The following is an 11,274-nucleotide window of genomic DNA, read 5'->3' on the forward strand; positions in this document are numbered from 1 at the left end:
GGTGCATTGGCCCGCACCACGGTGACGGTGCATTCGCACTCGGCCACCACCTGCGAGGACACGCTGCCCAGGTAGCGTCGCAGCGCCGACTGGCCGCGCGCGCCCAGCACCACGTGGTCGACCTGGTTGCGGCGGGCGAATTCGATGATGGCGTTGGCCTCGTCCGGCGCTTCCAGCACGTGGTAGGTCAGCCGGCCTTCTTCCAGGTCCAGCGCTTTGCTGATCGGCCGGGCCCAGTGCTTCAGGTTGATCAGCTGCTTGACGTGCACGCTCTGGCCGGCCTTGTCGACCAGCTCGTCCATGCCCATGCGCGCGGTGCGCATCACGCTGACGCAGGCCAGGCGCGCGCCCGGCTCGGTCTGCACGATGCGGCGCACGGTTTCTCGCAACTCGTCCAGCAGGTGCGACGAGGCGTTCTCCACGTCGACCGCGGCGACGATGATGGGACTCTTGTGCACCATTTCGCTGGCGCTGACGCCACGGCTGTCAGGCTCCGAGCCCAGCGCGAAGAACCAGCGCTTGAAGCGGGTGTAGGTGCTGCTGCGCTGCATGCGCTCCGAGCGCGGCCCCAGCGGCACCTGGCCGGGGTTCTGCAGGTCCAGTGCCAGCAGCGCGGCCGTCTGGTAGCGGTGGTCCGGGTTGACCTCCAGGCATTTCAGGATGACTTCCTGCAGCCAGGGCGGGCAGTCGGCACGGATGGCGCGCGGCGGCACCGGGTCGAAATACAGCCGCTTGCGCAGACCACGCACCGTGTTCGGCGCACCGAAGGGCCGCTCACCGGTGGTGAAGTGGTAGAGCATCACGCCCAGCGCGAAAATGTCGCTGCGCGGGTCGTTACGCACGAACTGCACCTGCTCGGGCGACATGTACGGCCCGGTGCCCATCGGCAGCGTGAATTCCTCGTCCAGCAGGTCCGGCAGCTGATCGTGGCGCGACAGGCCGAAGTCGATCAGCACGGCGGTACCGTCCTCGCGGAACAGGATGTTGCTGGGCTTGATGTCCAGGTGCACCACGTGCTGGCGGTGCAGCTCGTGCAAAGCACTGGCCACCCGCTCGCCCAGGTTCACCACTTCCAGGATGGCCAGCGGCGCGCTGTCCAGCCGCGGGCGCAGCGTGGCGCCGGGGATGTGCTCCATGACGATGTGCGGCTGGCGGGTGAAATCACCCTTGGCGACGAACTTCGGCACGTGCGGGCCGGAGAGGGTCGGCATGATCATGCGCTCGACCTCGAAGCCGACGATGGCGGCCGGGTCCTCGCCGCCCTTGATGCGCGGCACCTTCATGATCAGAGGCATGGTGCTGTCGGCCACCGGCAGCGCGTCGGCCCCCACCCGGGTCACCCGCCACAGGCTGGCCATGCCGCCCTGGTGCAGGCGTTCCTCCAGCCGGAAGCCATCGATCACCTGGCCGATGCGCAGCGCCGAGCCGTGGGCGTCAGCGCCGCGGTAGCGGCTGGGTCCCTTGAAGGAGGCAGTGCTTTCCATCCAGGCCCGCCGGCGGGTTCAGTGGCCTTGGGCCAGGCGCTCTGCCAGGCGCTCCGGCAGACCGGCGGCGCGGATCTTGTCGCCGGTCATTTCGTGGTCATAGGGCACGCGCTGGAAGGTCAGCGTCTGCTCGGTGGTGTCGAAGATCGCGTAGCAGGCAGCTGGGTTGCCGTCGCGCGGCTGGCCGGCCGAGCCCGGCACGATCAGCCACTGGCGCAGCGGCGGAATCGGAATGGGCACGCCGGGCGAAGGGATGAAGTCGCCCGCCTTGCCGGTGCCTGAAAGGTGGAACAGCTTGGGCTCGTGCATGTGGCCGCAGAAGGTGTAGTGGCAGGTCGTGGCATGCAGGCTGCGCACGGCCTCGATGCGGCCCTGGATGTACTCCCACTCGGCCGGTGCAAACGCATTGGCATGCACGAACAGCATGTCGCCCTCGGTGACGGACAGCGGCAGCCGCTTGAGGAAACCGATCTGCGCGTCGTCCAGCTGCGAGCGGGTCCACTCCACGACCTGGCGCGCTTCGGGGCGCATCGACGGCGAGATCACGTCGGCCACACCCGAGTCGTGGTTGCCGCCCACTGCGATCGCGCCATTGGCCACGTATTCGCGCACCGTGTCGATGACCCAGCCCGGGTCGGCTCCGTAGCCGACGTAGTCGCCGAGGAAGGCATAGCGCTCGGCGCCTTGCGCTGCGGCATGGTCCAGCACGGCCTGTACCGCTTCGCGGTTGGCGTGCAGGTCTGTTACCAGGGCCAGTTTCATCGGGATGGGCAGTGCAGGACGGGACGGGAAAGGGCGGGGCGATTGTCGGTCACGTTTGGCCAGGGGGCAGCGTGGCCACCGGTGCAGGCTACTACCAGAACGCCGAGGTGCGCATCGACACCAACCAGAACGCCTGCCGCAACGGCGGCGCCTCAGGTTGGCGGCAACCCGGCGGTCAGAGGCGCCGCGGCCGGGGTCGGCCTCTTGCAAAAGGGGGCAAAGGGGGTTGCAGGGAAGCGTTGAGCCTCAGCCGATGCGCCCGAGCAAGAGGTACTCCATGAGCGCCTTCTGCACGTGCATGCGGTTCTCGGCTTCGTCCCAGACCACCGACTGCGGCCCGTCGATCACTTCGGCGCTGACCTCTTCGCCACGGTGCGCCGGCAGGCAATGCATGAAGAGGGCGTCGGGCTGGGCCACGGCCATCATCTCGGCGTCCACGCACCAGTCGGCAAAGGCCTTCAGGCGTTCGGCGTTTTCGGCTTCGTAGCCCATGCTGGTCCACACATCGGTGGTGACCAGGTGGGCGCCGCGGCAGGCTTCCAACGGGTCCTTGAAGACCTTGTAGCAGTCGCTGCGGGAAATGCCGGCGACTTTCGGGTCGACCTCGTAGCCGCTGGGCGTGCTCACGTGCACCGTGAAGCCCAGGATCTCGGCGGCCTGCAACCAGGTGTTGGCCATGTTGTTGCCGTCGCCCACCCAGGCCACGACCTTGCCCTTCAGGCAATCCAGGTCATAGCCGCGGGCATGCACCGGCGCACGGTTTTCGAGGTAGGTCAGCAGGTCGGCCAGGATCTGGCAGGGGTGGAATTCGTTGGTCAGGCCGTTGATGACCGGCACCCGCGAGTGCGCGGCGAAGCGCTCGATCTTGGTCTGCTCGAAGGTGCGGATCATCACGATGTCGACCATGCGGCTGATGACGCGGGCCGAGTCCTCGATCGGCTCGGCGCGGCCGAGCTGGCTGTCGCCGGTGGTCAGGTGCACGACCGAGCCGCCCATCTGGTACATGCCGGCTTCGAAGCTGACGCGGGTGCGCGTGCTGGCCTTCTCGAAGATCATGGCCAGCGTGCGGTCGGTCAGCGGCTGGTAGCGCTCGTAGTTTTTGAAACGCTGCTTGATGACGCGGGCGCGTTCGAACAGGTAGGCGTATTCCTCGGCCCGAAAGTCCTTGAACTGCAGGTAGTGCTTCATGAGGCTGAAACCCGGTTTCATGCGGAGGGTTCCGCGAGGAAGGCCTTGATCAGCGGCACCAGCAGGCTGACGATCTCGTCGGCTTCGGCCGTGCTCAGGATCAGCGGCGGCAGCAGGCGCACCACGCTGTCGGCCGTCACGCTGATCAGCAGCCCGGCTTCGGCCGCGCGGCCCAGCAGCACGCCGCAAGGGCGGTCCAGCTCGATGCCCAGCATCAGCCCATGGCCGCGGATTTCCTTGACGCCCGGCAGGCTGCCCAGTTCGCGCTCGAAGGCCTGCTTCAGGCGGCTTCCCACCTCGGCGGCATGCGCCAGCAGGCCGTCGGCTTCCATCACGCCAATGGTTTCGATGCCGGCGCGCATGGCCAGCGGGTTGCCGCCGAAGGTGCTGCCGTGGTTGCCCGGGCCCAGCACATCCTTGGCCTTGGGGCCGACCAGGATTGCGCCGACCGGCACGCCAGAGCCCAGGCCCTTGGCCAGTTGCATCACGTCCGGCTTGATGCCGGCCCACTGGTGGGCAAACCACTTGCCGGTGCGGCCAAAACCGCTCTGCACTTCGTCGAACATCAGCAGCCAGTTGTTCGCGTCACAAATTGCACGCAACTCGCGCAGGTAGTCCAGCCGTGCCGGCACGATGCCGCCTTCGCCCTGGATGGGCTCGACCAGCACCGCGACGATGTTCGGATGCGTGGCGGCGGCACTGTGCAGCGCGTCCACGTCATTCAGCGGCAGGCGCACGAAGCCTTCGACCAACGGGCCGAATCCTGCCTGGATCTTGGGGTTGCCGGTGGCCGACAAGGTGGCAATCGAGCGGCCGTGGAAGGACTTGTCGAAGACGATGATCTCGGGCCGGTCCACGCCGCGGTCATGGCCGAATTTGCGGGCGATCTTCAGTGCGCCCTCGTTGGCTTCCAGGCCGGTGGAGCAGAAGAACGCGGCCGACATCTGGGCGCGTTCGCAGAGCAGCTCGGCGAGCTTTTCCTGCAGCGGGGTCTGATAGTAGTTGCTGGTGTGGATCAGCTTGGTGAGCTGGTCCTGCAGCGCGGGTACCAGCACCGGGTGGTTGTGGCCCAGCGTGTTGACGGCAATGCCGCCCAGCGCGTCCAGGTAGCGTCGGCCCTCGGTGTCCCAGACGGTGCAGCCTCGGCCGTGCGACAGCGCAATGGGCAGTCGGCCGTAGGTGTTCATCACATGGGGCATGGGGGCGGACATGGGCAGGCTCCGGGTCGGTATGAGCAAAGGAAGAAGTGGAGAAAACAAAGGGCGGCTGTGTCTTGTCGATCACAGGCTGCCCCGGGGTGAATTCTAAAGGCCGGCATGGGGCATGCCACCGCTTCTCAAGCCTTTGGCTGCCGTGCCGAAAACAGGGCTGGAAGGTGGGCGGCAGACGCCGTGCCGGAGGCCGTCCAGGGCTTCTGGCCGGCCTGCGCTGCCCTTCGCAAATCCTTGCATGCTGCATCGCAGCACCCGCAAGGCACAATACGCTGTTCGCGCCAGCCGCTACCGGTTGCCGAGCAGGCGTTGAGCCCGCGTCGAGACGCGAACGTCGTTGTCAAAACTGCAGGCCGGCCTTGCCGGCCGGCGTCCCGCCACGTCACCCATGTCATTGTCCAAGCCGCGCGAAGTGTTCATCCAGGGTCTCACCATGGAAGGCCGCACGTTTCGCCCCAGTGACTGGGCGGAGCGGCTGGCAGGCGCGATGTCCTGCTTCCGCCCCGGCGGCAGCAAGGCCGGCATTGGCGCCTTCATCGGCTATTCGCCGTATTGCGTGCCGCGAGTGATCAACGGCGTGAAGTGCGTGATCGTCAACGAGGCGCTGAAGGACATCGAGCCGATGGCCTGGGACTTCGTGATGAACTTTGCCCGCGACAACAATCTGCAGGTCACCGATGCGTGCCTCTTGCCCGAGGCGCCGGCAGCCGGCGGCGAGAAGAAGGCCTGATCGCCAAAGTCGCCCGGCCATGAAAAAAGCCCCGCGACGCGGGGCTTTTCACTTTCCACCTGGAGGTTGCGTCAGGCGGCGAGCGCCTTGACTTTGGCTGCCAGGCGGCTCTTGTGACGAGCTGCCTTGTTCTTGTGGAAGATGCCCTTGTCAGCGATCGAGTCGATCACGCTTTGGGCGGTCTTGAAGGTTTCGGCAGCCTGTGCCTTGTCGCCGGTGGCAACAGCCTTCAGGACGCTCTTGACGGAGGTGCGGAACTTGGAGCGCAGCGAAGTGTTCGCGGCGTTCAGGTGAACGTCCTGGCGGGCGCGCTTGCGGCCCGAGGCCAGGCGCACGGTGCGCTTCTTGGCTTTGGAGGAGGTGGCCATGCTGTATGGTTTTCCAGGTGGGGAAAGACTGTCGAGTATATCTGATATCTCCTACACAAGGCAAGCTGGCGCCCGCTTGTGCTGCAGGCTCCCCCATAATTCGCGGTTTCGCCTGCTGCCGGCGCCCAGGTGCCGGCCCTCCCATGAATCTGTTGAAGGCTGCGTCCACTGTTTCGCTTTGGACCTTGTTGTCTCGCATCACCGGGCTGGTCCGGGACCAGTTGATTGCCGCGAGTTTTGGCGCCAGCGCGGTGACCGATGCCTTCAACGTCGCGTTCCGCATTCCCAATCTGCTGCGCCGCCTGTTTGGCGAGGGCGCTTTTTCCGCGGCCTTCGTGCCCATCCTGGCGGCCACCCGCGAGCGCGAGGGTGATGAAGTCACCCGCCGGCTGATTGACGCGGTCGGCACGGTGCTGCTGTGGGTGCTGGTGGCGACCTGCGTCGTTGGCGTGCTGGCGGCGCCGGCAGTGGTCTGGCTGTTCGGCGCCGGGCTGGAGGAATTCGACCTGGCGGTGGTGTTGACACGTTGGATGTTCCCGTACATCGGCTTCATGTCGCTGGTGGCGCTGTCGGCCGGCGTGCTCAACACCTGGAAGAATTTTGCGCTGCCGGCCGCCACGCCAGTGCTGCTGAACGTGGCGATGATCGGCTGCTCGCTGGGGCTGACGCCTGTGCTGAGGTCGCATGACATTCAGCCCATTCACGCACTGTCGGCCGGCGTGCTGCTGGGTGGCGTGCTGCAGCTGGCGGTGCAGATCCCGGCGCTGGCGCGCATTGGCGCCTTGCCGCGCATTGGCGTGCTGCCGGGCGCGCTGCTCGCTGCCTGGCGTCACCCTGGCGTGCACCGCGTGCTCAAGCAGATGGCGCCGGCGCTGCTGGGCGTGTCGGTCGCGCAGGCGTCGCTGCTGATCAACACCCAGATCGCTTCGCACCTGCGCCCGGGTGCGGTCTCGTGGCTGGTTTATGCCGACCGGCTGATGGAATTCCCCACCGCGCTGCTGGGCGTGGCGCTGGGCGTGGTGCTGATTCCCGGGCTCTCGGCGCTGCGGGCGCGTGGTGACCACGCAGGGTATTCGGCCCAACTGGACTGGGGGCTGCGGCTGATGATGCTGCTGGCCACGCCGTGCGCGGTGGCGATGCTGGTGTTCGCCAAGCCGCTGGTGGCGGTGCTGTTCCACTATGGCAAGTTCAGCTCCGAAGCGGTGGACATGACGGTGCTGGCATTGCGCGGCTACGGCTGCGGCCTGTTGGGTTTGGTGGGCGTCAAGGTGCTGGCGCCCGGGTTTTTTGCCCAGCAGGACTTGCGCACACCCGTGCGCATCGCGGTGATGGTGCTGATCTGCACCCAACTGATGAACGTGATCTTCGTGCCCTGGCTGGGCCACGCCGGCCTGGCCTTGTCGATCGGCCTGGGCGCCATGGTCAATGCTGGCTGGTTGATGGTCGGCCTGCAAAAGCGCGGGCTTTACAGTCCCGGGCCGGGCTGGCCGGTCTACCTGGCGCGGCTGGCGCCGGCCAATCTGGCGCTGGGGCTGTGGCTGGGCTGGAGTGCGCAGGCGGTTGGGTGGCTGGACCTGCAGGCGCACGCGGGTCAGCGGGCAGGGCTGCTGGCCGGCGTGATCGGCGTGGGTGCGCTGCTGTATTTCGGCGCCTTGCGCCTGGCCGGCCTGCCGCTGAAGCAGTTCCTGCGACGGACTTGAGGCCGACGCCGCGCGGCAATTTGCAAACCCGCGCTGGCCGCTTCGGCCTACACTCCGCGGCATGAGTGTGCCCCTGAGCCTCGTGCCCCAAAGTGCGCTGGACTATTTCTCGGCACTGGTGACCCGGGACGATGAATTTGCGCTGCTGGAAGCGGCCATCCTGCTCGGGCAGGATGCCCATCCTGCCCTGGACGTGCAGGCCGTGCTGGCCGAGATCGACCGGCTGGGCGAGCAACTGCGCCGCCGCCTGCCCGGCGATGCCGCGCCGCTGCACCGGCTGCGGGTGCTGAACCGCTATTTCTTCAATGAGCTCGGTTTTGGTGCCAATGCCAACCATTTCTACGACCCGGACAACAGCTACGTGCACCGCGTGCTGGTCACGCGGCGCGGCATACCCATTTCGCTGGCGCTGATCTTCATCGAGCTGGCCGAGCAGATCGGCCTGCAGGCGCGTGGCATTTCCTTCCCCGGGCATTTCCTGGTCAAGCTGCGCATGCCGGCGGGTGAGGTCATCCTGGATCCGATCAACGGCCGCTCGCTGTCGCGCGAGGAGCTGGAGGAGCGCCTGGAGCCCTTTGTCCAGCAGCAAGGCCTGATTGGCGAGTTCGAGACGCCGCTGGGCCTGTTCCTGCAGGCCGCGGCGCCCCGCGACATGCTGGCCCGCATGCTGGGCAACCTGAAGGCCATCCACCGTCAGTCCGAGGACTGGGTGGCGCTGCTGGCGGTGCAGCAGCGCCTGGTCTGCCTGCTGCCCGAGCAATGGGAGGAGCGGCGTGACCGTGGCCTGGTCTACGCCGAGCTGGGGCAGGCCGGCGCCGCGCTGAGCGACCTGGTGGCCTATCTTCAGCATTGCCCGGCAGCGCCGGACGTGCCAGCGCTGGAGGCGCGGGTCGAGGCCTTGCGCGGCAGCCCGCGCCCGCTGTTGCACTGAAGCATGCGGCTGGCGGCGCGTGTTGGCGTCCGTCCTACAATCCGGCGCCCGGCCGCGCTGCTCGTGCAGCAGGCCTTCCTTCCGTTCTCACCATGAACCGCTCCGCAGAACTTTTCGCGTTGCGCGGCCGGCCGCTGGCTGGCGGCGATGCCTGGTTGCGTGCTGCGGCGGGCCGCGCATGAAGCAGATGCCGCTGGCCATCGGCCTGGAGGCCGAACCCGATTTCCAGAACTTCGTGCCCGGCGACAACGGCCTGGCAGCCCAGGCCATGCGTGACCTGGTGCTGCCGGGACCGCCGGTCTACCTGTGTGGCCCGGCCGGCAGCGGCAAGACGCATTTGCTTTCAGCGCTGGCGCACCAGGTGCACGCCCAGGGTGGTCGCAGCGGCTGGTTCGATGCCGACCATGCCTTGCCCTGGACCTTCGATGAAGGCTGGTCGCTGATCCTGATCGATGGCGCCGAGCGGCTGGATGCGGCACGCCAGCATGCCGCCTTCACGTTGTTCGTCGAAGCGGCCACGCACGGTGTGCAAATGGCTTCCGCTGGCCGGCTGCCGCCGGTTGACCTGCCGGTGCGCGAAGATTTGCGCACCCGTTTCGGCTGGGGGCCGGTTTTTGCGCTGCAGCCGCTGGGCGACGACGGCGTGCGCGAGGTGCTGGTCCGCGAGGCCCGTCACCGTGGCCTGGCGCTTTCCACCGAGGTGCTGGACTACCTGCTGACCCATTTTTCGCGCGAACTCGGCTCGCTGATGGCCTTGCTGATCCGGCTGGACCGTTTCTCGCTCGCGGAAGGCCGGGGCTTGAGCGTGCCGCTGCTGAAGAAAATGCTGGCCGAGGAGCCCGGGCAGCGCTCGCAGCCGGTCACGATCACCGCTCAACCTGACCCGGACCCCGCTTCGCTGGACCTGTTCCCCGATGAAACTCGCGCTTTTTGACCTCGACGGCACGCTGCTGCCCAACGATTCCGACCACGCTTTTGGCGAGTACATGGTGAATGTCGGCTGGGTTGACGGCGATGCCTGGCGCCGCCGCAACGACGGCTTTTATGCCCAGTACCAGGCCGGCACGCTGGTGCTGGCCGATTACCTGGACTTTGCGACTGCCGCCTGGCGTGAGCGGCCCACGGCCGAGGCCGAGGCCATGCGCGCGCGCTTCATGCAGGACGTGATCGAGCCGGTGCTGCACCCTGCGGCGCGTGAACTGGTGCAGGGGCACATCGACGCGGGTGATCTGGTCGCCGTGGTCACCGCCACCAATGAATTCGTGACCCGGCCGATTGCCACCGCATTTGGCGTCGAGCACCTGCTGGCCGTCGAGCTGGAGCGCGATGCGCAGGGCCGCGTGACCGGCAGGGTGCACGGCGTGCCAACCTTCCGCGAAGGCAAGGTGACCCGTGTGGATGCCTGGCTGACCGAGCTGGGCCGCGCCTGGCAGGAATTCGACGAGGTGCTGTTCTACAGCGATTCCACCAATGACCTGCCGCTGCTGGAGCGTGTGAGCACGCCGGTGGCCACCAACCCCACGCCCGCGCTGGCCGCGATTGCCCGCGAACGCGGCTGGCGCATCCTGAATCTATTCGAGACCCCATGATCCGCAAATTCATTGACAAGCTGCTGGGCAAGCCGGCAGACGGCTCGGCCAAGGCGGCCAAGCCCGCCAAGACCGGCGGCATTCCGCTGGGCAAGCGCACCGAGGTGCCGGAAAGCGAGCATGGCATCGACGCTTCGCTGCTGGACGAGCGCGCGGTGCGCGTCGTCACCACGCTGCAGCAGGCCGGTTACGAGGCCTACATCGTCGGCGGCGCGGTGCGCGACCTGATGGTCAACCGCCGGCCCAAGGACTTCGACGTGGCGACCAACGCCACCCCCGAGCAGGTCAAGGGCCTGTTCCGCCGCGCCTTCATCATCGGCCGGCGCTTTCGCATCGTGCACGTGATCCATGGCCGGGGGCGCGACCACGAGGTCATCGAAGTCTCGACCTTCCGCGCCTACATGGACAACAGCGCTGCCGAGCAGGTCGAGGGCAACGAGAAGACCTCGCGCGACGAAATGGCCGGCAAGAGCCATGTGGTGGATGCCAGCGGCCGGGTGCTGCGCGACAACGTCTGGGGACCGCAGATCGAGGATGCCGCGCGGCGCGACTTCACCGTCAACGCGATGTATTACGACCCGTCGACGCGCATCGTGATCGACTACCACGGCGGCATCAAGGACTCGCAGGCGCGGGTGCTGCGCATGATCGGCGACCCCGAGACGCGCTACCGTGAAGACCCGGTGCGCATCCTGCGCGTGGTGCGATTTGCCGCCAAGCTGGGCTTCACGATCGAGGCCAAGACGCAGAAACCACTGAAGGCGATGGCCGCGACGCTGGCCAACGTGCCGGCCTCGCGCATGTTCGACGAGATGATCAAGCTGCTGCAGACAGGTCACGCGCTGGACAGCCTGGCGCAGCTGAAGGCGCAGGGCCTGGACCGCGGCCTGTTCCCGGTGCTGGACGCGGTGCTGACCCATGCGACCGCCGGCAGCCCGCGCGAGAAATTCGTGCACCTGGCGCTGAAGGACACCGACCGCCGCGTCGCCGAAGGCAAGGCCGTGGCGCCGAGCTTCATGCTGGCCTGCATGCTCTGGCACGACGTGCAGGAAAACTGGACCCGGTTGCGCGACGCAGGCGAACACCCGATGCCGGCGCTGTCCCAGGCCATCGACGCGGTGTTCGACGCCCGCATTGGCGACATTTCCGGCCGCGGCAAGCTGGCGACCGACATGCGCGAGATCTGGATGATGCAGCCTCGCTTCGAGCGCCGCACCGGCGCCCAGGCCTACGGGCTGGTCGAGCAGCCGCGCTTCCGTGCCGGGTTCGACTTCCTGCGCCTGCGCGCCGACGTGGGCGAAGCCGCGGTTG

At 67.3% G+C, this 11,274-nt stretch carries 11 protein-coding genes; 6 read left to right on the top strand and 5 right to left on the bottom strand.

Features of this window, described 5'->3' with window-relative positions:
• The 4 genes from FKP22_RS10260 to FKP22_RS10275 form a co-directional block, all read right to left on the bottom strand.
• Positions 1-1,484 (bottom strand): serine/threonine protein kinase (locus FKP22_RS10260; protein ID WP_141287398.1); only part of this gene is annotated, 1,484 nt, incomplete at its 3' end.
• 18 nt (positions 1,485-1,502) lie between these two features.
• Complete coding sequence (locus FKP22_RS10265) at positions 1,503-2,246, bottom strand: metallophosphoesterase family protein (RefSeq protein ID WP_141287399.1); 744 nt, start codon at positions 2,244-2,246, stop codon at positions 1,503-1,505.
• Between the two features lie 246 nt (positions 2,247-2,492).
• Positions 2,493-3,455, bottom strand: a complete 963-nt coding sequence (gene argF, locus FKP22_RS10270) for an ornithine carbamoyltransferase (RefSeq protein WP_141287400.1) — start codon at positions 3,453-3,455, stop codon at positions 2,493-2,495.
• Positions 3,452-4,645, bottom strand: a complete 1,194-nt coding sequence (locus FKP22_RS10275) for an aspartate aminotransferase family protein (RefSeq protein ID WP_141287401.1) — start codon at positions 4,643-4,645, stop codon at positions 3,452-3,454. The genes argF and FKP22_RS10275 overlap by 4 nt, the downstream gene beginning before the upstream one ends.
• A 388-nt stretch (positions 4,646-5,033) precedes the next feature.
• Here FKP22_RS10275 and FKP22_RS10280 point away from each other — a divergent pair, with 388 nt between their 5' ends.
• Positions 5,034-5,375 (top strand): DUF3579 domain-containing protein, encoded by a 342-nt coding sequence (locus FKP22_RS10280; protein WP_141287402.1) that lies wholly within the window; start codon positions 5,034-5,036, stop codon positions 5,373-5,375.
• Between the two features lie 71 nt (positions 5,376-5,446).
• Here FKP22_RS10280 and rpsT read toward each other — a convergent pair whose 3' ends face one another.
• Positions 5,447-5,743: a 30S ribosomal protein S20 gene (rpsT, locus tag FKP22_RS10285; RefSeq protein ID WP_141287403.1), complete on the bottom strand. Its 297-nt coding sequence runs from the start codon at positions 5,741-5,743 to the stop codon at positions 5,447-5,449.
• A 143-nt stretch (positions 5,744-5,886) separates the two neighbouring features.
• Here rpsT and murJ point away from each other — a divergent pair, with 143 nt between their 5' ends.
• The 5 genes from murJ to pcnB form a co-directional block, all read left to right on the top strand.
• Positions 5,887-7,443, top strand: a complete 1,557-nt coding sequence (gene murJ, locus FKP22_RS10290; protein ID WP_141287404.1) for a murein biosynthesis integral membrane protein MurJ — start codon at positions 5,887-5,889, stop codon at positions 7,441-7,443.
• A 61-nt stretch (positions 7,444-7,504) separates the two neighbouring features.
• Entirely contained in the window at positions 7,505-8,374 is an 870-nt protein-coding gene (locus FKP22_RS10295; protein ID WP_141287405.1) for a SirB1 family protein, read from the top strand.
• 178 nt (positions 8,375-8,552) lie between these two features.
• Positions 8,553-9,308 (top strand): DnaA regulatory inactivator Hda, encoded by a 756-nt coding sequence (gene hda / locus FKP22_RS10300; RefSeq protein ID WP_141287406.1) that lies wholly within the window; start codon positions 8,553-8,555, stop codon positions 9,306-9,308.
• The gene (locus FKP22_RS10305) at positions 9,289-9,963 is read left to right on the top strand and encodes a histidinol-phosphatase (protein WP_141287407.1); all 675 of its coding nucleotides are present in this window, start codon (positions 9,289-9,291) and stop codon (positions 9,961-9,963) included. Before hda ends, FKP22_RS10305 begins: the two co-directional genes overlap by 20 nt.
• Positions 9,960-11,274, top strand: a 1,315-nt coding sequence (gene pcnB, locus FKP22_RS10310; protein WP_141287408.1) for a polynucleotide adenylyltransferase PcnB, incomplete at its 3' end; no start/stop codon positions are given. The genes FKP22_RS10305 and pcnB, both read left to right, overlap by 4 nt.

It is taken from the genome of Ideonella azotifigens, from assembly GCF_006519715.1.
In the GTDB taxonomy this organism is placed as follows: Bacteria; Pseudomonadota; Gammaproteobacteria; order Burkholderiales; family Burkholderiaceae_C; genus Ideonella; species Ideonella azotifigens.

Bases quoted from the DNA above. Each gene is read 5' to 3' on its own strand.
- FKP22_RS10265 (WP_141287399.1), bottom strand. From the start codon at position 2,246: ATGAAACTGGCCCTGGTAACAGACCTGCACGCCAACCGCGAAGCGGTA.
- argF (WP_141287400.1), bottom strand. From the start codon at position 3,455: ATGAAACCGGGTTTCAGCCTCATGAAGCACTACCTGCAGTTCAAGGAC.
- FKP22_RS10275 (WP_141287401.1), bottom strand. From the start codon at position 4,645: ATGTCCGCCCCCATGCCCCATGTGATGAACACCTACGGCCGACTGCCC.
- FKP22_RS10280 (WP_141287402.1), top strand. From the start codon at position 5,034: ATGTCATTGTCCAAGCCGCGCGAAGTGTTCATCCAGGGTCTCACCATG.
- rpsT (WP_141287403.1), bottom strand. From the start codon at position 5,743: ATGGCCACCTCCTCCAAAGCCAAGAAGCGCACCGTGCGCCTGGCCTCG.
- murJ (WP_141287404.1), top strand. From the start codon at position 5,887: ATGAATCTGTTGAAGGCTGCGTCCACTGTTTCGCTTTGGACCTTGTTG.
- FKP22_RS10295 (WP_141287405.1), top strand. From the start codon at position 7,505: ATGAGTGTGCCCCTGAGCCTCGTGCCCCAAAGTGCGCTGGACTATTTC.
- hda (WP_141287406.1), top strand. From the start codon at position 8,553: ATGAAGCAGATGCCGCTGGCCATCGGCCTGGAGGCCGAACCCGATTTC.
- FKP22_RS10305 (WP_141287407.1), top strand. From the start codon at position 9,289: ATGAAACTCGCGCTTTTTGACCTCGACGGCACGCTGCTGCCCAACGAT.